Annotated in this window: 27 protein-coding genes; 23 read left to right on the top strand and 4 right to left on the bottom strand. The window is 64.1% G+C overall.

Going from position 1 to position 26,872, the window contains the following annotated elements:
* The 16 genes from lpxD to VII69_09500 all read left to right on the top strand — a co-directional run.
* Positions 1 to 644: UDP-3-O-(3-hydroxymyristoyl)glucosamine N-acyltransferase (gene lpxD, locus VII69_09575; GenBank protein HEY5095352.1), on the top strand; the 644-nt coding region annotated here is incomplete at its 5' end.
* The gene (gene lpxC / locus VII69_09570) at positions 613 to 1,500 is read left to right on the top strand and encodes a UDP-3-O-acyl-N-acetylglucosamine deacetylase (GenBank protein ID HEY5095351.1); all 888 of its coding nucleotides are present in this window, start codon (positions 613 to 615) and stop codon (positions 1,498 to 1,500) included. The genes lpxD and lpxC, both read left to right, overlap by 32 nt.
* 40 nt (positions 1,501 to 1,540) lie before the next feature.
* Positions 1,541 to 2,014 carry a 3-hydroxyacyl-ACP dehydratase FabZ gene (gene fabZ / locus VII69_09565; GenBank protein HEY5095350.1) on the top strand — a complete coding sequence of 158 codons (474 nt, stop codon included), beginning with the start codon at positions 1,541 to 1,543 and terminating at the stop codon, positions 2,012 to 2,014.
* A gap of 12 nt (positions 2,015 to 2,026) precedes the next feature.
* On the top strand, positions 2,027 to 2,833 hold the full coding sequence (lpxA, locus tag VII69_09560) for an acyl-ACP--UDP-N-acetylglucosamine O-acyltransferase (protein ID HEY5095349.1): 807 nt from the start codon (positions 2,027 to 2,029) through the stop codon (positions 2,831 to 2,833).
* A 3-nt stretch (positions 2,834 to 2,836) separates the two neighbouring features.
* Positions 2,837 to 3,982 (top strand): hypothetical protein, encoded by a 1,146-nt coding sequence (locus tag VII69_09555; protein HEY5095348.1) that lies wholly within the window; start codon positions 2,837 to 2,839, stop codon positions 3,980 to 3,982.
* A 3-nt stretch (positions 3,983 to 3,985) separates the two neighbouring features.
* Complete coding sequence (locus tag VII69_09550; GenBank protein ID HEY5095347.1) at positions 3,986 to 4,726, top strand: hypothetical protein; 741 nt, start codon at positions 3,986 to 3,988, stop codon at positions 4,724 to 4,726.
* Positions 4,723 to 5,934, top strand: coding sequence for a lipid-A-disaccharide synthase-related protein (locus VII69_09545; protein ID HEY5095346.1), 1,212 nt, complete (start codon positions 4,723 to 4,725; stop codon positions 5,932 to 5,934). Before VII69_09550 ends, VII69_09545 begins: the two co-directional genes overlap by 4 nt.
* Positions 5,931 to 7,193, top strand: a complete 1,263-nt coding sequence (locus VII69_09540) for an O-antigen ligase family protein (protein ID HEY5095345.1) — start codon at positions 5,931 to 5,933, stop codon at positions 7,191 to 7,193. The genes VII69_09545 and VII69_09540 overlap by 4 nt, the downstream gene beginning before the upstream one ends.
* Positions 7,180 to 7,758, top strand: a complete 579-nt coding sequence (gene lptC, locus VII69_09535) for an LPS export ABC transporter periplasmic protein LptC (protein HEY5095344.1) — start codon at positions 7,180 to 7,182, stop codon at positions 7,756 to 7,758. The genes VII69_09540 and lptC overlap by 14 nt, the downstream gene beginning before the upstream one ends.
* Before the next feature lie 38 nt (positions 7,759 to 7,796).
* Positions 7,797 to 8,552, top strand: a complete 756-nt coding sequence (gene lptB / locus VII69_09530; GenBank protein ID HEY5095343.1) for an LPS export ABC transporter ATP-binding protein — start codon at positions 7,797 to 7,799, stop codon at positions 8,550 to 8,552.
* Entirely contained in the window at positions 8,549 to 9,634 is a 1,086-nt protein-coding gene (locus VII69_09525) for an LptF/LptG family permease (GenBank protein HEY5095342.1), read from the top strand. Before lptB ends, VII69_09525 begins: the two co-directional genes overlap by 4 nt.
* Before the next feature lie 4 nt (positions 9,635 to 9,638).
* Positions 9,639 to 10,571, top strand: a complete 933-nt coding sequence (locus tag VII69_09520) for a DUF3084 domain-containing protein (protein ID HEY5095341.1) — start codon at positions 9,639 to 9,641, stop codon at positions 10,569 to 10,571.
* A complete protein-coding gene (locus VII69_09515; GenBank protein HEY5095340.1) occupies positions 10,568 to 10,987 on the top strand; it encodes a hypothetical protein in 420 nt (139 codons plus the stop codon). Before VII69_09520 ends, VII69_09515 begins: the two co-directional genes overlap by 4 nt.
* A gap of 308 nt (positions 10,988 to 11,295) precedes the next feature.
* Positions 11,296 to 12,756 (top strand): hypothetical protein, encoded by a 1,461-nt coding sequence (locus VII69_09510; GenBank protein ID HEY5095339.1) that lies wholly within the window; start codon positions 11,296 to 11,298, stop codon positions 12,754 to 12,756.
* A 69-nt stretch (positions 12,757 to 12,825) separates the two neighbouring features.
* A complete protein-coding gene (locus VII69_09505) occupies positions 12,826 to 13,599 on the top strand; it encodes a hypothetical protein (protein HEY5095338.1) in 774 nt (257 codons plus the stop codon).
* A 7-nt stretch (positions 13,600 to 13,606) separates the two neighbouring features.
* Complete coding sequence (locus VII69_09500) at positions 13,607 to 14,632, top strand: glycosyltransferase (GenBank protein HEY5095337.1); 1,026 nt, start codon at positions 13,607 to 13,609, stop codon at positions 14,630 to 14,632.
* 95 nt (positions 14,633 to 14,727) lie between these two features.
* On the opposite strand, the gene VII69_09495 is transcribed toward VII69_09500, so the two are convergent.
* Both VII69_09495 and VII69_09490 read right to left on the bottom strand, forming a co-directional pair.
* Positions 14,728 to 16,440, bottom strand: a complete 1,713-nt coding sequence (locus VII69_09495) for a hypothetical protein (protein ID HEY5095336.1) — start codon at positions 16,438 to 16,440, stop codon at positions 14,728 to 14,730.
* Entirely contained in the window at positions 16,441 to 18,141 is a 1,701-nt protein-coding gene (locus tag VII69_09490) for a RecQ family ATP-dependent DNA helicase (protein ID HEY5095335.1), read from the bottom strand. It lies immediately after the preceding gene.
* A 276-nt stretch (positions 18,142 to 18,417) separates the two neighbouring features.
* Here VII69_09490 and dnaX point away from each other — a divergent pair, with 276 nt between their 5' ends.
* From dnaX to recR, 3 genes are read left to right on the top strand one after another with little or no spacing between them, the layout of a single operon-like run.
* The gene (gene dnaX, locus VII69_09485; protein ID HEY5095334.1) at positions 18,418 to 19,983 is read left to right on the top strand and encodes a DNA polymerase III subunit gamma/tau; all 1,566 of its coding nucleotides are present in this window, start codon (positions 18,418 to 18,420) and stop codon (positions 19,981 to 19,983) included.
* A 9-nt stretch (positions 19,984 to 19,992) separates the two neighbouring features.
* Positions 19,993 to 20,298, top strand: coding sequence for a YbaB/EbfC family nucleoid-associated protein (locus VII69_09480; GenBank protein HEY5095333.1), 306 nt, complete (start codon positions 19,993 to 19,995; stop codon positions 20,296 to 20,298).
* 17 nt (positions 20,299 to 20,315) lie between these two features.
* Positions 20,316 to 20,915 carry a recombination mediator RecR gene (recR, locus tag VII69_09475; GenBank protein HEY5095332.1) on the top strand — a complete coding sequence of 200 codons (600 nt, stop codon included), beginning with the start codon at positions 20,316 to 20,318 and terminating at the stop codon, positions 20,913 to 20,915.
* A 9-nt stretch (positions 20,916 to 20,924) separates the two neighbouring features.
* Here recR and VII69_09470 read toward each other — a convergent pair whose 3' ends face one another.
* Together VII69_09470 and VII69_09465 are read right to left on the bottom strand one after the other, a co-directional pair.
* On the bottom strand, positions 20,925 to 21,911 hold the full coding sequence (locus VII69_09470) for a hypothetical protein (protein HEY5095331.1): 987 nt from the start codon (positions 21,909 to 21,911) through the stop codon (positions 20,925 to 20,927).
* Between the two features lie 100 nt (positions 21,912 to 22,011).
* Positions 22,012 to 23,991 (bottom strand): M48 family metalloprotease, encoded by a 1,980-nt coding sequence (locus tag VII69_09465; GenBank protein HEY5095330.1) that lies wholly within the window; start codon positions 23,989 to 23,991, stop codon positions 22,012 to 22,014.
* Between the two features lie 197 nt (positions 23,992 to 24,188).
* Here VII69_09465 and minC point away from each other — a divergent pair, with 197 nt between their 5' ends.
* The 4 genes from minC to minE all read left to right on the top strand — a co-directional run.
* Positions 24,189 to 24,935, top strand: a complete 747-nt coding sequence (gene minC / locus VII69_09460) for a septum site-determining protein MinC (GenBank protein HEY5095329.1) — start codon at positions 24,189 to 24,191, stop codon at positions 24,933 to 24,935.
* Between the two features lie 21 nt (positions 24,936 to 24,956).
* Complete coding sequence (minD, locus tag VII69_09455) at positions 24,957 to 25,745, top strand: septum site-determining protein MinD (GenBank protein HEY5095328.1); 789 nt, start codon at positions 24,957 to 24,959, stop codon at positions 25,743 to 25,745.
* Entirely contained in the window at positions 25,745 to 26,656 is a 912-nt protein-coding gene (gene minD / locus VII69_09450; protein ID HEY5095327.1) for a septum site-determining protein MinD, read from the top strand. Before minD (VII69_09455) ends, minD (VII69_09450) begins: the two co-directional genes overlap by 1 nt.
* A 12-nt stretch (positions 26,657 to 26,668) precedes the next feature.
* The coding region (gene minE / locus VII69_09445; GenBank protein ID HEY5095326.1) for a cell division topological specificity factor MinE at positions 26,669 to 26,872 on the top strand (204 nt) is incomplete at its 3' end.

Raw genomic sequence — 26,872 nt, 5'->3', positions numbered from 1 at the left:
TCGGCGACGGCGCGATCGTCTCAGCCGGCGCTTTCGTCGGGCGCAACGCGCGCATCGGCGCGCGCACGCTGCTGCATCCGCATGCGGCCGTCCTGACCGATTGCATCGTGGGCGACGACTGCATCCTCAACGCCGGCTGCGTCATCGGCGCCGACGGATTCGGATTCGTGCGCGTCGGCATCGAACAGATAAAGATACCGCAGATAGGCAACGTCGTCATCGGCGATCGCGTCGAAGTCGGCGCGTGTTCGTGCATCGACCGCGCCGTGACCGGATCGACGATCATCGGGAGCGGCACGAAGATCGACAATCTCGTGCAAGTCGGGCACAACGTCACGATCGGCGAACACTCCACGCTTTGCGGTCAAGTGGGCATCGCTGGTTCGGCGAAACTCGGCGACGGCGTTGTGGTGGCCGGTCAAGCGGGCATCAGCGGACACATCGAGATCGGCGAACACTCGCTCATTCTCGCGCGATCGGGCGTGACGCAATCCATTCCGCCGCGTTCGCGCGTCTCAGGCTTTCCAGCGCAAGCACATCGCGCCGCGATGGAGCAAGAGGTCTTATTGCGGAAATTGCCTAAGCTCGCGAAACAGATGCGAGCGCTGACGGATGCGATCGAGGAGCTTCGCAAACGCCGCTAGACTCGTGCGCGTGGTGGACGTGGAATACCAGCATACAATAGCACGCGAGTTCACCCTCTCCGGCGTGGGTTTGCACACCGGATGCCGCTCAAACGTCACGGTATCGCCCGCGCCGGCCAACGCCGGCTTTTCCTTTTTGCTCGCCGACGATTCCCGGTTAGCGGCATCGCCCGACACCGTCCGCTCCACGGTCCGCTGCACCACGCTCGCCTCGGCCACCGCTGAGGTCAACACCGTCGAGCACGTCCTCGCGGCGCTTTCGGGCATGGATATCGACAACGCGGTCGTCCGTCTCGACGCCGAAGAAGTGCCGATCATGGATGGCAGCGCACTCGACTTCGCGCGTGCGATCGCCGACGTGGGCACGGTCGAGCAGCGTACGCCCCGACGGATCCTCGAAGCGCGCACGGCATATTCGTCGCGCGACGGCGACAAGCTCGTCGTCATCGTGCCGGCGCCCCATTTCGCCGTCTCCTACTACGTCGAGTTTCCCGATCCGGTCGGCAAACAGTTCATCGCCACCGGACCGATCACGCCGGAGTACTTCCTGCGCGAGATCGCGCCCAACCGCACGTTCGGCTTTCGCGCCGAAATCGAGCGCCTGTACTCGCAAGGCCTGGCGCAAGGCGGCTCGCTCGACAATGCCGTGGTCATCGACCGCGACGGCTACATGGGCGCGCTGCGCTTCCCGGACGAGATCGTGCGTCACAAAGTGCTCGACCTGATCGGCGACTTCGCGCTGCTCGGCATGCGGCCGCGCTTCGAAGTCATCGCGATGAAGTCGGGCCACGCGCTGCACGTGGCCGCGGTGCGCGACCTGCTGGCGCCGTTCGCAGGCGCACGGGCGATCGTGTGACGGGTCGACGGACGTCGACCGCGTCTGAGAAAGAGATGCCTTGACCTACGTAGACATCCGCTCCATAATGGAGATACTGCCGCATCGCTATCCGATGCTGCTGATCGACCGCATCACCGAACTCGATCCGCAAAAACGCGCGGTCGGCTACAAGAACGTGACCTTCAACGAGCCGTTCTTCGTCGGCCACTTCCCGAACAATCCGGTGATGCCCGGCGTGCTGATCGTGGAAGCGATGGCGCAATTGGGCGGCACCGCCATCCTCGAGCCGAACAGTCAGACCACGAACGTGCCGTACCTCGCAAGCATCGACAAAGTGAAATTCCGCCGTCCGGTCGTACCGGGCGACAAGCTCGTGATGGAAGTCGACGTGTTGTGGGTGCGCAGGAACATCGGCCGCCTGCGGGCGCAAGCGCTGGTCGACGACCAGACGGTCTGCACGGGCGAACTTGCATTCTCGATCGTCTCGGATACGCGGCTCTTCCGCCTTGACGCGTCGATCCTTCATCAATAGCATGGCGGTCATGTGAGCCACCGCGAGAGGGTCAACATTTACTCGCTGAACATCCATCCCACTGCCATCGTGCACCCGGCCGCGCGCATCGGCCGCGGTGTCGAGATCGGTCCCTACTGTCTCGTGGGCGAAAACGTGGAGATTGGCGGCGAGACAAAGCTGCTCGCGCACGTGGTCATCAACGGCCACACCTCCATCGGCCGGGAATGCCAGATCCATCCGTTCGCGGTCATCGGCGGCACGTCGCAGGACAAGAAATTCAAGGGCGAGATCTCGTACGTGCGCATCGGCGACCGCAACGTGATCCGGGAGTTCGTCACCATCAACCGCGGCACCGGCGCGGAGTCCGAGACGGTGGTCGGCGACGACAACCATCTGCTGGCGTACGTGCACATCGCGCACAATTGCGTGATCGGCAACCGGGTCGTGATGTCGAACCTGAGCCAGCTCGCCGGTCACGTCAACGTAGGTGACGGCGCGAACATCGGCGGCATGGCCGGCGTGCATCAGTTCGTCCGGATCGGCCGCATGGCCATGGTCGGCGGGTACAGCAAGGTCAAGAAAGACGTGTTGCCGTTCGCGACGGTGGAAGGGAATCCGGCGAGCCTGCGCAGCCTCAACCTCAAGGGACTCGAGCGCGCGCGCGTCGCGAGCGATGCGGTGGCCGAGCTCAAAGAAGCGTACCGGCTGTTGCGCCATCCGAACATGACGCTTGCCACCGCAGTCGAGCAGTTGCGACAGGTCGCGACCTCAAGCGAAGGCCAGGAATTGCTCGCCTTCCTCGAGACCGAGTCTGACCGCGGCGTCCTCAAGCGCTAGGAAATGGGCGCAGACGTCTTTTTAGTCGCCGGGGAGGCTTCCGGCGACCTTGAGGCGTCGCTTTTAGGGCGCGCGATGCGCGCGCACAGACCGGAGTTGACGATAGCCGGCGTGGGGGGCGAGCGCATGCACGCTGCCGGCATCGACGTCGAACTGGATTCGGTCGGCGACGAGTGGGCGAGCCTCGGACCGATTTCGGCTTATCTCAAAATCCCTTGGCTGTTGACGGTCATGCTTGGGTTGGCGGAGCGGATCCGCTCTCGCCGGCCGAGGCTGCTCGTCTGCGTCGATTTCGGCGCGTTCAATCTGCGCATGCTCGAGTGGCTGCGCTTCACTGGCTATCGAGGAGCCGCACTCTACTATTTTCCGCCGGGCGCGTGGCTCGACAACGCGCACCAGGCGCGAAAAGTCGCGCGTGTCGCGAGCGTGCTCACGCCGTTTGCGCATCAGCGCGATTTCTACACGTCGATCGGTTTGCCGGCTGAGTTCGTCGGCCATCCGCTCGTGGAAGCGATCGCGCTGCGCAAGCCTTCGCCGCCGCGGGACCGGCCGCACATCGCGGTGCTGCCGGGCAGCCGGCGCGATGAAGTGGCGATCATGCTGCCGGTGCTTGCGCAGGCGGCGAGTCGAGCAGGCGATCTCTGGGGCGCCCACTTCACGGTCGTCGCGGCGTCTGAAGCGCGCGCCGCGCAGATACGATATCTATGGGCCGCATCGGGCGGTCCGGCCGGCGTCGACATCGTGCGCAGCGATGCGTCGGACGCGGTGCTCGATGCCGACCTTGCGTGGACGACATCCGGAACGGCCGTGTTGGAGAGCGCGCTTCGAGGGGTGCCGCAAGTCGCGTTCTACAAACTCACCGACGCTCTCTATCGCATCGCGCAGCGGCGTGTTCCGCATATCGTGCGCGGACCGATAACGTTGCCGAATCTCGTCGCCGGGCACACGGTCGTGCCCGAATTGCTGCAGTACGATTTCACGCCCGAGCGGCTGATGGAGGAGAGCCGGGCGTTGATCTCAGATGCCGGCGCCGCAGCGGCGCAGGCGAAAGGATACGAAGAAGTGCGCGCGCTTCTCGGGCCGCCGGATTCATTGCAACGCATCGCCGCGTACGCCGTCGGTTTGGTCGACCGCGCGCGGCAACGTTAGCCGATGGCGCGCAGGCTCACGGTGTGGTTCACCTCGGACGTCCACGACCGGCGAGGCTTTGGTGAGCGGCTGCGAGGCCTTGTCGGACCGGACGAATTGCTGGTGGATTGCGGCGACAGCCTGCGCGGATCGTCCACCGTCTATCGTGCGCACGAGGGTGTCGTCGCCGAGTTCGCGCGCGCGCCATACCGCGCGCAGGCGGTCGGCAACCGCGAGTTTCATTATCTGCACCGCTGCTTCGCCGCGCGCGCGAAGGCGATGCCCATGCCGATGCTCTGCACGAACTTGGAAGATCTGCGCGGCCGGTTGCCGGCTCCGTTTGCAAGCGAACTCACCGTGCTCGTCGCCGGACTGCGCGTGCGGCTGCTCGCGGTGCTCGTGCCGCAGTATCGCACCGGCAGCGGCTGGGAACGCGTCTTCGGCTGGCGCTTTCTGGCACCGAAAGCCGCGCTTGCGCGCTCGCTCGCCGCACCGTCGCACGAAGCGGCCGATGTCACGCTGCTGCTCTCGCACGTCGGCCTGCGCGCCGATCGCGTGCTCGCGGCCTCGTTTCCGCACCTTAGCGCGATACTCGGCGGCCACAGCCACGACGCGCTCGCAACGCCCGAGATCATCGGCGGCGTTCCGATCGTGCATGCCGGTGCGTACGCGCGTACTGCCGGACGGCTGGACCTCGACGTTGAAGGCGGTCGTTCGACTGTGGCGTCGTACCGGCTCGTGCCGCTGCACGAGGACGCGCTGTGACGCCGCCGCGCGTGCTGCTGGTCAGCAACGGTTTCGGCGAGATGGCGATCGCCGGTTATCTCGCGCGCGAGATCCGCGCCGCGCAGCCGGATGCGCACATCGAACACCTGCCACTGGTCGGAACGCCGCCGCCCGACGCCGGCGTGAAAACCGTCGGCCCGGTCGCCGACATGCCGTCGGGCGGACTCGTCGCGTTTTGGAATCTGCGCAACATCGCGCGCGATCTCGGTGCAGGGTTGCTCGGACTGACGCTGCGTCAATTCGCGTTCCTGAGCGGACGGCGCGACGATGTCGTGATCGCCGTCGGCGACGTGTTCTGTCTCGCCGCGTGTCTGATCTTCGGCCGCCGGCCGACGGTATTCGTCGCGACGGCGAAGTCGGAATACGTCGCGCGTCATTCGAACTTCGAAGCGGCGATCGCACGCCGCGCGCGCGCAGTGTTCGCGCGCGACATCGCGACAGCGCAGGCCCTTTCAGGCCGCGGCGTTCGCGCGACGTTTGCCGGAAACGTGATGATGGATGGCTTGACGCAAGACCAGATCGATTTGCCATGCGCGGAGCACGCGGTGCGGATCGGCGTTTTGCCGGGCAGTCGCGCGGACGCACCGGGCAACGCGGCGGCAGCGGCGCGACGTTTGAAGAAGATCGCAGTTCTGCTCGGCCCGCGCGGCAGGCACGTTCAGGCGTACGTCTCGCTCGCACCGACGGTCGCGCTCGAGGATCTGCTTGCGGGTTTGCGGCGCGGCGGCATCGACGCGGCTCCGACCGGCGCCCACCATGGCGTGGTCGCGCTCAGCGCGGACGCCGCGCCAGGATCGTCCACCGAGGTGGCGGCGGCGGTCGTGCGCGACGCGTTCGGCGACCTGCTGCGCGCATCGGATATCGTTCTCGGACAAGCGGGCACCGGCAACGAGCAAGCGGTCGGCTTGGGTAAACCCGTCGTCTCGGCGGCGGATTCGCGGCCTGGAAAGCCCGATCGCGTCGGCTGGTACCGCATGCGCCAGCAGCGCTTGCTCGGCGACGCTTTGCTCGTGCTGCCGGCCGCCGATGACGACGCGTTTGCAGCCGGCGTCGTGAGCCTCCTCGACGATGAGCAGCGGCGTGAAGCGATGGCCCGGGCGGGCCGCGAGCGCATGGGCGGATCCGGCGGCGCGGCGATCGTCGCAAAGGCCGCGCTGGCCGTCGCCGCTAAAGCTGAGCAGCCGTGAATGCAACCGCGTCGCCTGCGGCGCGCGTCGTCATCGCGCTGCCGTATGTCGCCGCAGCGCTGTGGCCGCTCATCCCGATGCTCGTGCAGCTCGCCGCCGTCGTGCCGCGCGGCATCGCCATCGGCGGCCGCGGGCCCGCCATCGCGCTCGCTTCAGTCCTCGGCGTGACGGTGGCGATTGCCATCGCCGGGATGCTGGCCGGCTGGGGGCCGCGCGCATTCACCGCACCGCCGCTCGCGTTGCCGTTGGCCGCGTTGCTCGGCTCGCAACTGCTCGCCGCCGCGCTCGGCGTCTTTTGGCAGGCAGGCGCTTTTGAGATTGGTTCTCAAATCGGCGACACGATCGGATTTTTCGCGTTCTGGTGGACGATGCGCGACGAACGCACGCGGCGCGGCGTCTTGGGCACCTACCTCGTGAGCGGGATCCTCGCGAGCGCATTCGCGATCGCGCTCACGTTGTCGCGGCACCCGCCCGCCGAATTCGCGTACGAGCACGGCCGCGCCGCCGGAACGTTCTTGCAGCCGAATGAATTCGCGGGCTATCTGCTCTTCCTCATCCCGGTCGGACTCGCACAGGCCGCCGCGCCGCCCGCGCTGCGCAGGCTCGGGTATCTCGCGGCCGCTATCGGCGTCGGCGGTCTTGCGCTCTCGGTGTCGCGCGCTGCTTGGGTCGGATTGCTCGTGGGACTGCCGGTCCTCGTCGCCCGGTTCGGCCGCCGCGCCGTGATCATCTACTCTGTGTGCGCGGTCATCGCGATCGTCATCGGCGCTGTCGGCTTTCGCGACATCGCGCACGATCCGAGCGAAAACGCATCGCGCATCGCGGTGTGGCGTGGGGCCGTGCGCATGGCCGAACGCTACGCTCTCACGGGCATCGGTCCGCTCAACTTCAGCCGGGTCTATCCATTGCTGAAAGTGCCCGACGCCGCTGTCGATGAGGTGCACGCGCACGACCTTCCCCTCAACACGCTGATCGAGAACGGCGTGCTCGGATTTGGAGCGCTCGTCTGGATCGTCGTCGCGGGCATCAAGGAGGCACGAAAGGCTGGAGAGCGCATCGCGCCCGAGGACCGCGAGCGGCGCTTGCTCTACGCGGCGATCGCTGCCGGATTCTTGGCGTCGGCGGTGCAGAACACAGTGGATCTAGTCTCGACGTTCGTGCTGCTCCTGTGTTGGCCCATGCTTGCGATCATGCTCGCGCTGGGGGCGCCGGAACCAGCACGATCGCAATCGGCGGAGACTTTTCGTGCCGCTGCGTAGGGTCGCGGTCGTGGCGCTGTTCGCGATAGCTTTGAGTTCATGCGGCGGTCATCCGGCTCCGCCTCGGTCTGCGGCGACGAAGGTGCCGACCGCTTCACCTGCTCCCGGCGAACCGAACTATCACATGATCGAGACCGGAGCGGGCGGCAAGACGCCGTTCATCAAGAACTATACGCACGGCGCGCTCGTGTATTCTCTGAAAGCGGCCGGCGTGACGTATTCCTCCTCTCAGCGATCCGGAGCGTTTTCAAAGGCCATAATCTATTTCTACAAAGGAAGCGCGGTACGGCTCACGGTAACGGCCCCTAACGCTACGGTCGACGGAAACACCTACGACATCGTCATGCGCGGCGGCGTTCACGCGCGGTCGAGCGACAACACCACCCTGACGTCCGATACGATGACCTACAACGGCAAGACGAAATTGCTCAATGCGTACGGGCACGTGACTGCGACAGGTTCGTCGGGCATGGTGGTGACGGGCGATCGTGCGCGAGCAGATCTCGACCTGCAGACAGTGAACATCACCGGCGCACCGGTCACGGGCTCGCAGTCGCAGCAGTGAGCGCGCCGAGCGGTCGACGATAAAAGGAAAGTAACAGCGTGGACGGCGGACAAGCCCCGGTCAAGATCGACGTGCGCGGATTGACCAAGAAATATGGCGCGCGCACGGTCGTCGACGGTGTGAGCCTCGACGTGAACGTCGGCGAAGTCGTCGGCCTGCTCGGGCCGAACGGCGCGGGCAAGACCACGACTTTTTACATGGTCGTCGGACTCGTGCGCCAGGACGGCGGCACGGTCGTGCTCATCGGGGCCGACGGCAGCGAAATCGATATCACCCATCAACCCATGCATATGCGCGCGATCGAGGGGCTCGGTTATCTCGCGCAGGAGACATCGGTCTTCCGGCGGCTGACCGTCGCGGACAACATCAAGCTCATCTGGGAACAGCGCGGGGTCACGCGTGAAGAGCAAGAGCGGCGATTGCCCGCACTGCTGGGTGAATTCGGATTGGAGCGTCTCGCGAACGACCGCGCCGAAACGCTTTCCGGCGGCGAACGCCGGCGCGTGGAGATAGCGCGCGCGCTGGCCACGGATCCGGCGTTCCTCTTGCTCGACGAGCCGTTCACCGGCATCGATCCCATCGCCGTCGCCGATATCCAAGAGATCATCCGTCTCCTCAAAGTCAAGGGACTTGGCGTGCTCATCACCGATCACTCGGTGCGAGAGACGCTGGCTATTGTGGACCGAGCCAACATCCTCAGCCAGGGCCGCATACTCGTGCAAGGCACGGCCATCGAAGTCGCGGAGTCGCCGATCGCCCGCCAGTTCTACCTGGGTGAGAGCTTTCGTCTGTGAAGGTCCTCGACCGTTACATAGTCGGCGAACTCGTCGGCCCATTCTTATTCGGGCTTGCCGCATTCACGATGCTGTTCGTGGCGGGCAACTTGCTCAACATCGCGCGGCTCGTCTCCGAGGAGCACGCAAGCATTTGGGCGGCGGCGAAGTATTTCGTCTACACGTTACCGTCGACGCTCGTATTGACGTTTCCGATGTCGATGCTGTTGGCGGTGCTCACGGCGATGAGCAGGCTTTCAGGCGAGTCGGAACTCAACGCGATGCGCGCCGGCGGCATCAGCCTGTACCGGATCGCGTTGCCGCTGGTCGGCGTGGGCCTCGTCGCGTCGATCATCGCCTTGATGTTCCAGGAGTTCGTGGTTCCCGGAGCGGTCGATCAAGCCAACCTCATCCTGCGTACGGAGATCCAATCCGGCGGTTCGGGCATCCTCAGCAATCAAGTGGTCAGCAATCCGCTGCCCGATGGCGGCGTGCGCGTGACCTACGCCCAGGGATTCGATCCGGCGACCGACGAGTTGCATGGCGTGACCATCGAAGAAGTGCACGACGGCGTCCTCACGTCGATCTTGTACGCGCCGCGCGGCAGCTATCATGAATCGTCGTGGCGCTTTTTCGACGCGGACTCATACACGGTCGCACCCGAATGCTGCAAACAGAATTTCGCGCCCGTCACCGACGTCGACATCGGCGCGGACCCGAGCCACCTCATCGAGGTGCAAAAGCAGCCGGATGACATGAGCCGCGCAGAACTCGCGCAACTGCTGCACGGCGGCATCAAACAAGGGGACACGTCACGCTACGACTTGCTGTTGGTCACGTACGACAACAAACTGGCGCGGCCGTTCGCGAGCTTGGTCTTCACGCTGCTTGCCGTGCCTCTCGGCATCCGATCGCAGCGTTCGTCGTCGGGCGCCGGATTCGGCATCAGCATCTTGATCGTGTTCGGCTTCTACGTCGTGACCACGGTCTGCCTCGCCGTCGGGCGAACGACGCCAAGCCTCGCGCTCGTGATGGCGTGGCTACCAAACGTTATTTTCCTCGGCGCAGGGCTGTGGCTGCTGTCGCGGGCCGCGAAAGTGTGATGGCGTGACGCTGCCTCTTGGCCTCCTGGCCCTCGATCTCGGCGGCGCCGCCACGATCATCATGATCGTGGTCGTGGCGGGCGCGATCGCCTATTTCGGCGATCGAGTCGGACACGTGGTGGGCCGGCGGCGCATGACGTTGTTCAACCTGCGGCCGAAATACACGAGCACGATCTTCGCGGTCGGTTTCGGCATGCTCATCGCGATCGTGGTCGTGGCCTTCCTCCTCGTGGTCTCGAGCGAAGCTCGCCAAGCGTTGTTCTCCATCAATAAACTCAACGAGCAGATCACGCAATTGGGCGCCGAGCGCGACCAGCTCTTGGACTCGCCGGTCATCTTCCGCGCAGGAGAGGCGATCACGCAGCCGTTCATACTGAAGTCCACCGACGCGCTGCCGGTGATCGAACGCGAGCTGAGCGATTTGTTCGTCGCGGTGGCCAACGTGTCGCGCGGCCTGCCCGTGCAGCCATATGCGAAGAATCCGCTCACCGCGCCCGCGCGCGCATCCATCCACGCCGCCGCGCTCGGGATAAAATCGGTGTCGCCGCTCGAAGCCATCGTCGTGCCGGAAGCGACGGAGAACATCATCCGTGGCGGCGTCTTGCGCATCGGCTTGCGCGTGTATCCCAACAAACTGCTGTATCAAAAAGGCGAGACGATCGCGTCGGTCGGCGTCGTGAACGGGCAGAATCGCGACGAGGATCGCGCGGCGCTCGTGCAGCTCATAGCCGGACTTAAGCTGAGCGCAATGTCGCACGACATGCCGCCGAGCATCGCCGACAACCCGATCACGTCTGTGGACGCCATCGACTCGTCAATCGCTGCGCTCACGTCTTCGCACGGACCGACCGTTGTGCGGGCGGTGGCCGCCGCCGACATCTACGCCGCCGGACCGCTGACCGCCAATCTTGTGGTATCCCCCGTCGCGGTCAAATGACGTCCGCACGTCGCGGGGTCATCATCGGCATCGATCCAGGGAGTGCGAAGTGCGGCTACGCCGTCGTCGGGTCCGACGGCGCTCGGCTCGCGCTTGAGGTCTTGCCGATCGGCGACCTTCCGGAAAGAGTATCGCGCGACGTTCGCGCGTCCGATGTCGAGGCGATCTGCATCGGTCACGCGACGAATTCGCGCGATGTCGAACGGCTGTGCCGTTTGCGCTGGCCCGAGATTCCCGTCGTCATCGTCGATGAGACCAACACGACGCTCGACGCGCGCCGCCGCTACTACGAGGAGAACCCTCCAAGAGGCTTGCTGCGCCTGCTGCCCCGGGGGCTGCTCGTGCCTTCGGCACCTCTAGACGGGTACGCAGCGCTGTTGATCATCGAGCGTTGGCTGCCGCTGCGGCAGGTGTAGCAGCGCAAGCCGCACGAGCAAGCCGTACTAGGGCAAGCCGTACTAGGGCAAGCATCGCTTGCCCATAACGCAGGAGGGCAAGCATCGCTTGCCCACTTAATGGGTACACGTACCTCAGGATCGCACATCGTTCCTCAAAGCGGAACGATGTGAAACAAAACACGCTCCGAGACGTTATAGAGGAAACCCGAAAAAGAGGTGCAATTTCTTAGTTCGGGACGCCTTCTCGGTGTAGAGCCTTCGGTCGCGCGCGCGATCGAGTCGCGCGACGCCGAGTGGATTCACCGTCGCCAAAACGGAGAACTTTTGTGACGAGAGTCGCACGCCTCGCGGCGGGAGCAGTCGTGAGCATCGTTGTAGCGGCCGGAGCACGGCCGGCTGCTGCGCTGCCAATCGGCAGCGCAGCGACCTCCACAACCATCACCGCGCCGGCGACAGCAAGCGGTTTCTCCCTATTCGCAAAGCCTGCGCAATCCAATCAAGCCCACGGATCGATCGCGCTTCGCGTCTTCGGCTTCGAGCAGAAATCCACGAACGGTTTTTCTGCGCCGGAGACTTCGTACTATGGCTCCGACTCGGACGCGTCCGGACTAGCGCTCGATCGCGTTTTGGATCTTCCGGCTTCCATGCTCGGTGCCGTGGGGACGCGGGCCGATTCGCTCGTGACGGATACCGTCTTCGGCGTCGTTTCTACGAGCTCGGGTGCAGATTCGGCGCCGGTCGCATTTGCAGCGATCTCGTCCACGACCGCGTCGAGCGCCATCGCCCAACCGTCCACCGTGAGCTCATCGGCCACGGTCGGACTAAAATTCAAACTGCTGGGCGGCGAACACGTCATCGCTTTTAACGACGTCAGCGCGCAGAACGCGACCATTCTGGTCGACCAGACCTCGTCGCCGTTCTTCTTCGGCGGCACGGCATCGGCGCCAGGTACCGCTGTGTTCGGTTTGGATCGCACGTTCCAAAAACTTGCCCTCAGCGCGCCCGATTCGGGTTCGCTGCTCGCCATCGGAAGCGCCGACTCGTTCACGACGCCGGCATTTGCGCCGGCGAATGCCTTCAACGCCGCAGCGCCCGGGTCGGGCAACGCGTATCCATCCGGAGCTCAGGGCACGTCCGTGCAATTGAATTTCCCCTTGACGCTCGGCAACGTCGACGCAAGATTGAGCCTCTCGGGCCGTGAGATGCGCGACATCCATCCGACATTGCTCGCACCCGGCAGCGTCAGCGTGACCGCACCGTCTTCAATGGGCGGCCGTTTTGAGGAATTCGGCGGTGGCGTCACCATCGGCGTTCCGGTGTTCAAGCATAAGGCCGAAGTCTCGCTCAACGGCGTGGTCGACCGCTTGGTCAACGTAGACAAATCGCAATATACGTACGGCGCGCAGCAGCCGCTCAGTCTGAATCCGTTCCTGCCGGCGGCCACGAATGTCCTGACGCAATCGAATCCAACTCTGACGCTCGATCCGAACTACGTCAACTTGCGGCGTTATGTCGGCGCGTATGCCGTGGCAGTGCCGATCAGCACCGCCTTGACGGCGAACATGCAGTATGTCGATCAGCGCTACGGCGGCGATGCGGTCAACGCGCTCGCGCAGGATCTCAGCGTGGGCACCCGCTCGGCCACGATCGGCGTGCTTTACAAGATTCCGAACACGAACGCCTCGATTGACTTGAACTTCAATCAGTATAAGTTCCTCGACGATCTGACGCCCGCGAACAACTTTGTCAAGAACCGTCAAAACCTGTTCTTCACGGTGAAGTTCTAGACGCCCCTCGGCGCGCACGAGAATCGGCTAGGGGTCGGACGGCGTCCGGCCCCTAACTATTCGTGCGGTATGACACCGATCGATCGAGCGCGACTCGGAAACCGCGCGCGCAGCATAGCGATCGCGTCGATAGCGGTTGTCGTCGCTGTGTTTTTGTGGCGGCCGCTTGCGGCATGGTGGTGCGACGACCGCGGCAACATCATGCTGGCGCGCGGCGATCGCGCTAGCGCACTCGAATGGTTCGAGCGCGGACTCGTCCTGGCGCCAACATCCGCCGTGTTGCTCGAAGATCGCGGTCGCGCGCGGCTTGACGACGATCCGGCCGGCGCGCTTGCGGATTTTGCCAAGGCCGACTGCGGCCAACCGTGCATTGCCGAGCGCGGCGATGCAGAAGTTCGTCTCGGCCGGCCCGGCGCGGCGGTCGGGGATTATCTTGCGGCGCACGCCGCGGGCCGGATCACGGTCACGGTCGCAGGCTTGGCGGATCAGCGTCGCTACACCGATGCGCTCGCGCTCGAACGCGCGCTGATCAATGGGCTGGATCCATTGCTCGACCAAGCCGACATCGCTGCGGCTCAAGCGCAAGTCGGCCAGCTCGATGTGAAAGCCGCCGAGCATGATGCAGCGCATAGAATCGCGTACCGGCGCGATGCGATTCGTGCGTTTGCCGCCGCGAACCGGCTTGCGCCGCTCAACGAAGGCTATCTCCTATCCCTCGGCTATTCGCAAATGCAGTGGGGCGACCGGCGCGAGGCGCGGCGCGCCTTCGAGCGCGAGCTCGAACTGCATCCCACTCAGCCCGACGCCGAACGTGGTCTCGCGCTGCTTGGCAAGGAGAGTTGACGAGCGCGTGCGGGTCGCCGTCGAGACACAGTACGCGATCGGCACCGCCACGGGGCTCGGCGCATACGCGCGTGGATTGTACGAAGCGTTGCGTCGCCGAAGCGACGTCGAGGCCGTGGCGCTGCAAGATCCGTCGTTCGATCTTTGGCGATTCGATCGCCGGGTCTATTGGGACCAAGTCCGAGCACCCGCTCTTGCTCGAAGGCTTCGAGCGGAGATCGTGCACTTCACCGGCGGCACGGTGCCGGTAGCCGCGCCGTCACGGATGGTCGTGACCGTGCACGATCTCGTCTGGCTCCGCGCGGCGAATCGCGGGCGGCCGTACGTGCGATGGTATTTCGGGAAAATGCAGCCGTCGCTCATCCGTCGTGCGGCTGCGATCGTAGTCGACACGATCGCAGCGCGCGCCGATGTCGCGGACGGATTGCGGATTCCGCCGGAGCGTATCGTCGTGGCCGGCGCAGCGGCCGGCGACGCCTACCACTCTATTGTCCGGCATCCCGATACGGCGGCGCCATTTGTGCTGTCGGTCAGCACGGTGGAAGAGCGCAAGGATTTGATGACCGCGGTGCGAGCGCTCGTGCGGCTGCCCGAGCTTCGGCTCGTTTCCGTCGGCCCACACACGCCGTACGCGGCCGAGGTCGCGCGCGAAGCCGAGCGGCTGCACGTGTCTGAACGATTGGACATGCGCGGCTACGTCGACGAGGCGACCCTGCTCGGACTCTTCGCGCAAGCGAGCGCGCTCATATTCCCTTCACGGTATGAAGGCTTCGGGCTGCCGCCGCTTCAAGCGCAAGCAGCCGGGTTGCCGGTGGTGGCCGCGCGCGTCGCCGTCGTCGAAGAAGTGCTCGGCGGGCACGCGTGGTTCGCACCGGTCGGCGACGATGCGGAGTTTGCAGCGCAACTGGCAATCGTATTGCGCGGCGGCACGGACGTCGACGCGCGAATCGCGGCCGCCCGCGTGCACGCTCGCGAATTCACCTGGGACGCGGTCGCGGAACGAATGGCAACGGTCTACCGCTCGCTTTTGTAGGGTGAGTTCGTACTAGGGTGAGCAACGCTCACCCAAATGGGCAAGCGATGCTTGCCCTAGTACAGTTGCCCATGTACGGTTGCCCATGTACGGAGTTAGTACACGAGCATCGACTGCGTCCACGAGCCGGCGGCCGGGGCAGTCGACGAAAAAATGACGTTGACGGGATACGATGAGCCGCCTTCAGGCATCGACGTCACCGAGACCTGATGATAGCCTCCCGCGGGTACGATGAACGACTGTAGAAGTTCGTCGCGCCCGACATCCACGGCATGGATCTGCAATAGCTGCCCGTCGATGAAGAAAGTGCCGGTCGCTCGTCCGCCGCGCGGTTCGAACCACATGCCGACGCGCGCGTCCGTCGAACCGGGATTGAGAAGCGTGACGGTCGCCGATTGTTTCACGCCGTAGTCCCCGCCGAGCACTTCGCCTTGCACGAGGTTTGGCAGCGGCAATTTGCCGATGGTGAGCACCGTAGCTGGGTCGCCGATCGTGTACGTCTCATCGTAGAAGAAGTCGGGTACACTGTAGACGCCGCGCGCGTGGCGCACCGCGCTGCGCAAGAGCGTGTCGGAGATCGGCTGGACCGGCGAATCGCCGGCGTCCTGCGCGACGAGCGCAACGCGGACGCCGTCGCCGCTCACGACGCGCAGTTGCATCACGCCGGTGATGAGCGTCTCCGGCGGCATCGCCTGATCCAGCACGTTGAGCGTCGCGTGCGGCGGTACTTCAAAGATCTGGCCTTCGTTCGCCGCTTCGCGCTCCAAGTACCGGCGCGTCGCCAAGTGCCCAGCGGCGAGCACGTTGGAATCCGGCCCCGCCACTCCGGCGATCAACTGCACCAAGCTTGCGACAACGCCGTTGTTCTGCACCTTGACGATGACGCGCCGCGTTTCCGGTTTTTGCGCATAGTGGTAGTAGAGAAGCCGGGCCGGCGCATCCGGATTCACGTCGGCGTAGAAGAGCGTGCCGTTCTCCGTCAGCGTCTCGGGAAAATCCGACACGAGCAAGAAGCGCGGCGGCAGACGCGGTTGCGCGATGTTCGTGACGGTGACCGCGACCTTCTTCTGGACCGTCAACATTCCGTCGCCGGTCATCGTCACCGGCACATGAACGAGCGCAACGTCGTCCGACGCAAGCGTGTGCGCATCGGTCACCGCGGTCGCGTCGATCGAAAGTTTCGCACCCGCCTCCGGGTACGCGACGGCGCGCACGGCGCCGATGGCCGCTTCGGCGACGAACTCCGGTCCGGCAGGATTGCCGGTGATCGTCGCGTTCGCCGTATCTGCCACGCGACCGGCGAGAATCTGCACGCGCACGAGCAGCGTCGAGGAAAGTCCGTCTTGATCGGTGGCGGTGATCGTCGTGCTGCCGGTGTGCAACCCGGTGACGTCGACGGACCGGTCGATCGAATTGAAGATGGCCTGGATGATCTGCGGGTCGAAACCGGATAACGTCAAGATGCCGCTCGGAGGCGAGTCGACGTGCACCGCGCTCAACTTGCCGAATTGCACGATGATCGACGGAGTCGCAAACACGACCGGCTGCGGCTCGGGCGACGGTACGAACGGCGCAAGGCTCGGAACGACGGTCGGTTCCGGCTCCTGCGGTGACGACGAGACTTCGGGCGTCGGCGACAGCTCCGCTGACGGCGTCGGCCCAGGTGACGGCGTGTCGTCGGGCTGCGCGACCTGGGCCGGTTCAACGGCCGGGTAGTGAGCGCGCTGACCGGAACTTCCAAGAGATGCTGCGCCGGCGATATGTGCAGCCGCGACGACGAAAGCCGAGACGAGGATCCGTCCCAGCACTTATGCGATCGCTTGAGCGCCGCGGTTGACCGCGGTGACAAGTAGCGTCTTGTAGCCGTGCGCCGGGAAGAGCACGGTCACGAGGTCGCGTTCCGTGCGTTCAACAGTTCCCTGGCCGAACTTGGGATGATGCACGACATCGCCGATGCGGTATTCGCCCAACGTCTCCACGGGTTCTCCCGGCGCGGACGGATCGGCCGGATGCTCGATCGCCGCCGCGAGCCGCGCGCGGCAGTTGTCGCATGCGCCGCAATTGGGCCGGTCGAAGTCCTCGCCAAAGTAGTTGAGGATGAATTTGCGCCGGCAGCTGCGCGTTTCGCAATACTGCAGCATCATGGCGAGCTTGCTCTGATCGTACGAGCGCTTCGTCTCGTAGCTCGCGAGATTGAGCGTCAGATTGGGGCTGCCTTTGATGCGCGGTGCTAAACCGTACGTGCCTTTCGTGACGCTCTGGATGAAGCCGCCTTTTTTGAGCAGGGCGAGGATGACTTTGAGCTTCGTGAGCGGCAACTGCAGGATCTTGCGAAGGTCGGTGAGCGATACGCCGTTATCCTGGCCTTCGAACAGCTGCAGCGTGCCGAAGACTTTTTGCACCTCTTCGACGTCGGGATATTTGCCGGTGAGGAAATAGTTCTGCACGCGCGTGTCGCTCTGACGATAGAGCAAAAGACACAGCGATTCCTCGCCGTCGCGGCCGGCTCGACCCGCCTCCTGCGTATACGCTTCGATGCTGCCCGGCAGATCGTAGTGGATCACAAAGCGGATGTTCGGCTTGTCGATGCCCAGTCCAAACGCGTTGGTGGCCACGACAACCCGCACGTTTTCGCTCATGAAGTGATCGTGCACGCGGTCCCGGTCGGCCTTTTGCAGCTTTGAATGATAGACATCGGCTTCGATGCCCAGTTGCTCGCGCAGATATTCCGAAACGCCGTACGTGTTCTTGATCGTGGCCGTGTAGACGATGCCAAGGCCGCCCGAGAGCGGACCGGCGAACGCTTTTTTCAGCGCTCGCAGCTTCTCGTCGTCGTTCGATGCGCGCACGACTTCATACACCAAGTTGGGGCGGTCGAAACCGCGCACGATCGGCTTCGTGAGCGGAATTCCCAATTGCGTGACGATGTCTTCGCGCACCGCCGGGGTAGCCGTGGCCGTCAGCGCGAGCACCGTGGGATTGCCGAGCGCGGCGACCACCCGGCCCAAGTTGAGATAGGCGGGGCGGAAGTCGTGGCCCCATTGCGAGATGCAGTGCGCCTCATCGACCACGAAGAGCGGCACGTGCAGCCGTTTGAGCACTTCGACGAAACTCTCGTCTTCCAGGCGCTCGGGGGTCACATAGATGAGTTTGAGATTGCCGCGCGAGACCAATTCGAGCGTCGAAGTCTCTTCTTCGTCGGTCAGCGTGCTGTTGAGGGCGACGGTGCTGGAGATGCCCGCCTCCGCGAGCATGTCGAGCTGGTCCTTCATTAACGCGATGAGCGGCGATACGACGACCGTGGTGCCGGCCAACAACATGGCGGGTAATTGATAGCAAAGCGACTTGCCGGCTCCGGTCGCCAAAATGGCAAGCGTATCTTTGCCGTCCAGCACTCGCCGGATGACTTCTTCCTGGCCGGGCTGGAAGTTCTCGTAACCGAAATGGCGCCGGAGGGCTTCCGTGAGGTCGATATCGACCGGCATTATATTCTGGACCGAACCTTCCATGTAGGATTGGAATCGCGCGACAGGTGTGGAACGCGCCCGAATGCTACCGGATAACGAAGCCGGGCCCGTGTTCTAACGGGACCGGGCTGGAATGCGTCGCCGCAGCGCCGCTTGCATGAAACATACCCTCGTTTCAGCGAGATAAAACCTACGGTTCCGTCTCCATTCTTCCTTCAACGACACGGTCTAAAAGCCGGCGCCCGCGCGACCTTGGTCTCGTTGCGGCTCAAGCGAGGCCGCCCAGGGCCGTTGTGCGGGCGAGCCGAAAACGGCGCCGTGGCCACCACTAGTCCCGTTCCCGCCTTAAGCCTCTATCGCAAGCATCGACCGGCAACGTTTGACGACCTCGTCGGACAGCCCGCAGTGGTCGAGGGCTTGACCGCGGTTTTGCGCACCCGCCGCATCGCCCATGCCTACCTTTTCTCCGGCCCTCGGGGAACAGGCAAGACCTCGGTCGCCCGGATTCTTGCGAAGTGCCTGAATTGCGAGCGTGGCGGCCCCCGCCCCGATCCCTGCGGCGTCTGCGACAGTTGCGTGGCGATCAGCGATGGGACCTCGTTCGACGTCGTCGAGATCGACGGCGCGAGCAACAATAGCGTCGACGACGTCCGCGAACTGCGGGAGAAAGTCAACTACGCGCCGGCGACCTCCAGGTACAAGATCTATATCATCGACGAAGTCCACATGTTGTCGCCCGGCGCGTTCAACGCGCTGCTCAAAACGCTGGAGGAGCCGCCGGAATTCGCGGTGTTCATCTTGGCCACGACCGAGCAGCACAAGGTGCCCGCCACAATTCTCTCGCGTTGCCAGCGCTACGATTTCCGGCGCATGCAGCCGCAGACCATCGCCGCCCGGCTCGCGGACGTCGCAAAGCGCGAAGGCCTCAAAGTCGGCGACCAGGCGCTGCAACGCCTGGCTTTTCTCGCCGACGGCGCGCTGCGCGACGCATTGGTCCTGCTCGAGCAGGCGCGTGGATTCGCCGACGGCGCGACGATCGACGAAGCTGCGCTGGACCGAGCGTTCGGCGAGTCGCATCGCGACGTCATCGGGCGGCTCACCGACGCCACGGTTCGCGGCGACGCGGCCGCTGCGCTTGCGACGGTCGCCGATGCTATCGGCGCGGGAGTGGACCCGGTATGGCTGGCAAAGGAATTGCTTCGCCGCTTTCGCCTGGTGATGCTCGCGCAGAACAGTCCCGCGACGCTTGCCCTTGAGACGCCGCCGGACGATGCCGAGCGCGTGCTCGAACTAGCGTCCAAATTGGATCGTCCGAAAGTGCTCCAAGCGCTCAGGCATCTTTCGGAGAGCGTTGCCCAGCGATATAGCACGCAGCCGCGAATCGATCTCGAACTCGCGCTGGTCCGCATCATCGTGCCGAGCGACGAATTGAGTTTGAACGAGTTTTCGAATCGCTTGCGCGTTCTCGAAGAGCGATCGACCGCGGGCGGCGGCGGCGGCCCGGCATCTCTGCCGCCCGACCCAGGCCGTCCCCCCGCGAAGAAGCGAGCGGAGCCGAAATCGGTGTCGTCCACGTTGACAGCCGCCAAACTCGAGGGGTTGTGGCCAAGGGTGCTGAGCGAAGTCCGCTCATCGTCCATGCAGTTGTTCGGCATCCTGCAGAAATCGAGCATCGTCGAAGCCTCGGACGACGAGGTCACGCTCGGGGCGCAGAACAAGTTCGCCAAGGATCATGCGACCGATCCGCCGGTGCTGAAGATCATCGGCGATGCGATCGCGAAGCACACCGGGGCGGCGCCGCGGGTCCGCTTTGTTGTGGCGGTCGCGCCGACTTCGCCGCCCGTCGATCCGTTCGCGTCCGCGTCCGCGCTCGATCTCATCTAAGGAAGGCCGATGAATCCTCAACAGATGCTGCAGCAAGCGCGCAAACTGCAAGCTCAGCTCGCAAAAGTCCAAGAAGAACTTGGCCAGGAGTCGGTCACGGGCACCGCAGCGTCCGGCGCGGTCGTCGTCACGCTGGATGGCCACGGCGCCGTGCTGTCGGTCAAGCTGAACAAGGACGCGGTCGATCCGGACGACGTCGAAACGCTTGAAGATCTTATCCTGCTCGCGATCAAAGACGCCCAAGCCAAAGCGCGGGAACTGTCGCAGGCGCGTCTCGGTCCGCTCGCCGGCGGGCTGAGCATGCCGGGATTCTGACGACACCGGGAAATTTCGTGGACTATTTTGCGCCGCCGCTCTCCGCGCTCATCGGTGAGTTGGAGAAACTGCCGACGATCGGCCCCAAAACCGCGGCCCGGCTCGCGTTCTTCATCCTGAGCGCGCCGCGCGAAGATGCGCAGGCGCTGGCCGAAGCGATCGTCGCGGTCAAAGACCGGGTGCGCCTGTGCACGCACTGCTTCTCGCTGACCGAAGACGATCCGTGCGCGATCTGCCGCGACGTCCGCCGCGATCCGAAATTGCTCTGCGTCGTGGGCGAGCCGAAAGACGTGTACGCCGTCGAGCGGAGCTTGAGTTTCAAGGGCCGTTACCACGTGCTCGGCGGCGTGATCTCCCCGATGGACGGCATCGGCGTCGGTCAACTGCACATCAAGGAACTGGTGGAGCGCGTCGGGACCGACGGCATCGAGGAAGTCATCATCGCGACCAATCCCAATGCGGAAGGCGAGTCGACCGCACTGTATCTCGCTCGGCTGCTGGCGCCGACGGGCGTTTCAGTCACCCGGCTCGCCTACGGATTGCCTATCGGCGGCGATCTGGACTATGCCGACGAGGTGACACTCGCGCGGGCGTTGGAAGGACGGCGCGCGCTCTGATGCGCGCGTTCACGGATTATTATTTTTCGACGGCGCAAACCGCTTCGTCACTTCGAGCACGACATTTTTCGCGCGCTCGGTCGCCTCGCGATATAAGGCGCTGACCTTTTCGGTTCCCATCGGGCTTCCGGTTTCGTAGTAGTGCGCCGCGGCTTGGCCGACGACGAGGGTGCCCGCATATGCGATGCCCGCCTTCACCGCGATGCCTGCCACCGGTATGAATCCCGACAACTCGCGTGCGAGCGCGCGCCAACCGTACCCGCCGCCTACCACCGGCAGAAGCTCCACAAGGCGAGCCATCTCCGCCTTGCGCCCATATGCCGCGGCGATGTGAAGTAGCATATTCATCTGCAGTCCGGTGATCGCCAACGTGTCGCCGGCCGACGCGAGGCCGCCCAACACCAGTCCGAAGACGGGCACGTGGTCGGCGAGCGCCGATGCACCGGCCACTTTTAGGCTCGTGATCGCACAGTCCACCGTCAGCTTGGCGGCGACAGTGGGGCGGAAGATCGGCAGCGCGGCGGCAAGCGCCACGTCCGCATCACCGCACGCGTCGACGACATCGGGCAAGACGAAGCGATGCAATTCGTGCGAGTCCAGATTCGCGAGGGAATACCGTCCGGGTACGCCTTCGCTCGGCTTGCGGACTCGCGCGGTGACGCCTTGGTGGCGCTCGACGACGAACACGGGAATGCCGAGGGCCATGCACCGAGCGATCGCTTCGGCGTTGTCCGCTACTGCAGAAGCCGCGAACAAAATGCAGCGCAACACCGCGTCATGCGCCGGCGCGGGGCCATCGTGCTGCCAGACGCGGATAATCGGCTCTGGAGTGGTGCGCTCGCGCTCGAGCAGTTCCGTGAGTTCTTCCGCCCAGGACCCAGCCGCCAGCATGTGCACCGGCTTGCGCGAACGCAACTCGATGCCGGCGAAGTTGATCTTGTCGCGAAACGCGCTTATCCAGCGGTTGATTTGGCCTGTGATCGGCGTCGTGGTCATCGTTGAAATTCGGACCTCGTCTGTAGGAGGGTGAGCAGCGCTCACCCAATGGGCAAGCGATGCTTGCCCCAGTACGGCTCACCCTCCTACAGCGAGACGATCAGCTATCGGTCTTTTCCGTGTAGCCTTCCCACCAGAGTCCGAGGACCACTTCGAGCGATTCCTGCGACAGGTGCTTGTCGAGCGCCATGTCGACAAACGGTTTGTTGACCGCCCGCTGCTCGTTGATGACCGTGCTCACCGGCACTTTTTCTTCCGCGGCGAGCCACGAAGCGACGGCTACGTCGCCTGTGGACATGCCGAGCGTGAGCACTTGCGCGTAGGTCGGCGGATCGAGGCCGAGGCGAGAGTGTATCGACTGCGCCAACGAATCGTAGCGGCCGGCGGGGAAGCCCACGCCAAGCAACGTGATGCGCGCTTGGATCTGCCGCGCCTGCGCCGAGTAGTACATACCCTGGGCTTCCGATGCGGCATTCGCGGCGGTGTCGAGAGCCTGCTCTGCGGCGGTGGCCAGCGGCTTGAGCTGCTGTGCGCCGACCGGCGAGATGTCACCGCCGAAGTCGACCGGCGTGCGCGAGAGCTGCCGGAAGTATGCGTCGAGCTTAGGCAAGGTCTCCCACGCAAGCGCGAGCGCGCCACGGTTTGCCGTGATCGCTCCGACTAATTGATCGGTCGAGGCATTCATGCCGTCAGTCATCTCGCCGAAGAACGGGAGGAGCCGCAGCGAATCGCCCGACATGGTGGTGGCCGACACGTGCGCGTTCATCTCGTTCAGCACGCCGAGATCGTCCTTGAGCATGGATGACGTCTGCGAATCGACGAACGCACATTTGTCGCCGAGAACGTCGATGTCTTTGGACATGTGCTCGAGGTCCTGCTCGATGCCATCGAGCCTGCTGCCGGGGCGGATATTCACGTTGCCGAGATCCGGCACTTCGTACGACAGATTGTTCAGCCGGTCGCTGAAGCGCTGGTAGTCGTCTTTCGCCAGCTTCGTGCGGGCGTCGATCGCGGTCTGATCGGTCTTGGCCTGAGTGATCGCATCGGCGAGCGATTTGCGGATGGGCGTGAGGTTCGGCGAGAGCAACGGGTCGCCGGCTTTGGCGGTTTGAGGCAGCAGCGCGAGCGCGCGGCTGGCGGCGCTCGCGGCTTCCGGCGTCACGTTTTGCGCGTGCGCCACTTGCGCGAGCGCGATCCCGCTCTTATCGAAGCTTCCGAGCGCGATGTCTACTTGGCCGCTGTGCAGCAGCGCCAGTTGATTGGCCGGATCTTTCGCGAGCACGGTTTGGAGTTTGGCGGCAGCGAAAGCGTAGCGGCCTTCATCTTGGTCGTGCATGGCCTGCGCGAGCAATTGATCGCTCGTCCGATCCTGAAGCGCCGGATACCCTTTGAGGTGGGCGATGCGGTTGACCGGATCGGGGTGATCCTCAAAATATTTTTCGAGTCCGTTGCCCGAGTCGCCGAACTGTTTTTCCATGTGCACCATGAACGAGAGCATGGCGTCCGGGTCGTAGCCGGCGCGGCTCATCAATTGAAGGCCGTATTGGTCGGCTTGCAGTTCGTCGATGCGCGACATCTTCGCCATCGACAGTCCGCCGATCAGATTGCCAAACCGGTACACGAATGGCGACGTGAACGAGAGCACGCCGAGCAAGATGTTGAGCACTTGCGCTTTTGCGTTGCCCGTGATGACGTGGCGGCGTTCGACGTGGCCCGTTTCGTGGCCCAAGACGCCGGCGAGCTCGTCGTCGGAGTTGACGAAGTTGAGAATGCCGAAGTTCACATATATGAAACCGCCGGCGAGCGAAAATGCATTGATGTCGTTCGTGTCGACGATCTTGACCGTGTACGTGATGTCCGGCCGTGCTCGGTACTTGGCAAGGTTGTCTTCAATCCCGGTGACCCATGTGTTGAGAACGGGGTCGGACATGAGGGCATTTTCGGCGTCGACCTGCTGCGCTTCTTGCTGACCCATCCGGATCTCGCTCGAGGTGGAGACGGCGCCCGCCGGCGCTGGAAACGACGCGGCGGTGATGGCCGCGGCCGCGAACGCGGCGAGAGTACGCTTATAGGTCGACATTTGGGTCTCTCCTCTCAATAGGAGGGCTGCTACGGTGTCGATATGGATGCGCCGGACGGTGGGAGAGTCCTGCGTTCGACGCTCACCGGCGATTGCGTTCATCCACATCTCATTCACAGTAGTTTCACAATATTCTCCACAAGGGAATCGAATAAACTGCCTGAATCGGCAAAAAACATCGCGGGTCGGGTGGATTAGTGCAGATAAAAGGGACCAAATCGGGGCTGCTGCTCCATCTTTACGAACGGCCGCTGGTCGAGGCTGTGGCAGAGCTGCGCCGCCGTCTGGATGCGACGCCGGACTTCTACAAAGGCAGCCGGGCCGTGTTGATGCTCGGCGCAGAGCATGCCGAACCGGCGGAGCTGGCGGCCGTCGTCGCCACGCTCGAGCAATTCGGCATTGTGGCCGATGGCGCTGTTTGCGAGGGAGACGTCACCGCTTCGCTCGCTCGCTCTGCCGGTTTACGGTTGGTCGCGGCAAGCGTCGCGGCGGCTCCGCGATCGAAAGACGACCGAACCGATCCGGGGGGAACCGCGAACGGACGGCTCAAGCCGGGAAGCGCGAAGGCTGGTCATCGAGGCGCGGCACAATCGGACAACGTCTCGGCGGACGCTAACGCATATCACAAAGGGACGGTACGTTCGGGCCAATCGCTCGCCGCGGCCGGCAACTTGGTGGTGGTCGGCGACGTGAATGCCGGTGCGGAATTGACGGCTGTGGGCGACATCGTCGTATGGGGTAGCCTCCGAGGCGTGGCGCACGCCGGCGCGCAAGGGGACGACTCGGCGACGGTGTACGCGCTGCGGCTCGAACCAACGCAGTTGCGCATCTCGCGATGCATCGCCACCGCGCCGCCTCCGGACAAACGGCGCGCGCGCGCTTCGTTGCCGGAGATAGCGAAGATCCGCGACGGACATATCGTGATCATCAGGGTCGATCCGTAGGGTCGATCCGAAAGGAACAACTTGGCCGGAACATCTTATGTCATAACGTCCGGTAAGGGCGGTGTCGGCAAGACGACGACCACAGCGAACGTCGGGTGCGCGCTTGCGACGCTTGGCGTACAGGTCGTGCTCGTCGATGCCGACATCGGACTGCGGAATCTCGACTTGGTGCTGGGCTTGGAAAAGCGCATCGTCTTCGATGTCGTCGATGTCGCAGAGGGACGCTGCGAACCGCGCCAGGCGTTGATACGCGATAAGCGGCTCGATGGGCTTTATCTGCTGCCGGCTTCGCAGACCAAGGACAAAGAATCGATCGGCGAAGACCAGATGCGCGATGTGGTGGGAAAATTGACCAAGGAGTTCGACATCGTGCTCATCGACTGCCCTGCCGGCATCGAGCACGGTTTTCGCAATGCCATCGCCGGTGCGGACGAAGCGATCATCGTCACGACGCCGGAAGTCTCCGCGATTCGCGACGCGGACAGAATTCTCGGGATGCTCGGAACGCGCCGCACTCAACTGATCGTCAACCGGGTGCGCACGGAAATGGTGAAGACCGGCGACATGCTCGGCGTGGATGACGTTGCGGAAATCCTCGGGCGCGATGTGTTGGGCGTCGTTCCCGACGACGAGGAGATCATCGACACGACCAATCGCGGCGAACCGGTCGTATTGGATCCGAGCCGCCGCTTGAGCAAGACCTACATCGCTATCGCCCGCCGCCTGTTGGGCGAAAACGTGCCGCTGCCGTCGTTCGATGACGACGGCCTATTCGGCCGGCTGCGCCGCTTGATGATCGGAACTCGATAATGCCCGACGTCGAAAACGAACGCCGCGAAGCGTCTCCCGCAACCGTCGAACAGACGGTCGCACCTGCTTCCGCAGCAGCTTCGCCTGCGGAGGCCGCGCCTAAACCCGCCATAAAGACCGGCCGTTCGATCGTCTTGACGTCGGGCAAGGGCGGCGTGGGCAAGACCACGACCACCGCCAACCTCGGCACCGCCCTCGCCGACGCCGGCCATTCGGTCGTCGTCGTCGATGCCGACGTCGGTCTGCGCAATCTCGACGTCGTGCTCGGTTTGGAGAACAGAGTCTCCAAGCATCTGCTCGACGTCATCGAAGGCAAGTGCACGCTTGACGAAGCGCTCGTGCGCGATCGCGTGCGCCGCAATCTTCAGCTTTTGCCCGCCGCGCAGAATCGCGAAAAAGACGACGTGCCCGAAGACAAGATGGCCGACCTGGTGCGCCAACTGCGCGAACGATTCGATTTTGTGTTGATCGACTGCCCTGCCGGCATCGAACAGGGCTTTCGAAACGCGGTCGTCGGCGCACAAGAAGCCGTGGTCGTCACGACGCCGGAGGTCTCGGCAGTGCGCGATGCCGATCGCATTGTCGGACTCTTGCCCCAAGAAATCGTCATCAAGCTCGTGGTGAACCGCGTGCGTCCGGCGATGGTGCGGAAGGGCACGATGATGAGCGTCGCCGATGTCAACGCGATTCTGCGCCTCGACTTGATAGGCGTCGTGCCGGACGAACGTGAGATCATCATCGCCACCAATCGCGGCACGCCGGTGATAGACATCGAGGGCTCGGAGACCGGCGCCGCGTTCCGCCGCATCGCCCGCCGGCTCCTCGGCGAGGACATCCCGATCCCGTCATTTGAAGACAAAGGCAATTTTATCACGCGGTTCATGACCACGCTCGGCGTTGGCCGCAGTTAAAGGACGAGGCGCATGATCGATTTTCTCTCTCGTTTTTTCCGCCGCGAAGAAGCGAGCAAGACAATGGCCAAGGAGCGGCTTCGCCTCATCCTTATGTCCGACCGGGTCTCGCTCGCGCCGGACATCTTCGACGCGATGAAGGGCGAGATGCTCGCAGTGCTGCGGCGTTATCTGGAGATCGACGAGCACGGCATGGATGTCCACTTCGAAAATGCC

The sequence above is a fragment of the Candidatus Eremiobacteraceae bacterium genome (genome assembly GCA_036511855.1).
Taxonomy (GTDB): Bacteria; Vulcanimicrobiota; Vulcanimicrobiia; order Eremiobacterales; family Eremiobacteraceae; genus JABCYQ01.
The sequence above is the reverse complement of the archived record's forward strand: the minus strand, read 5'-3'. Positions and strand labels throughout refer to the sequence as shown.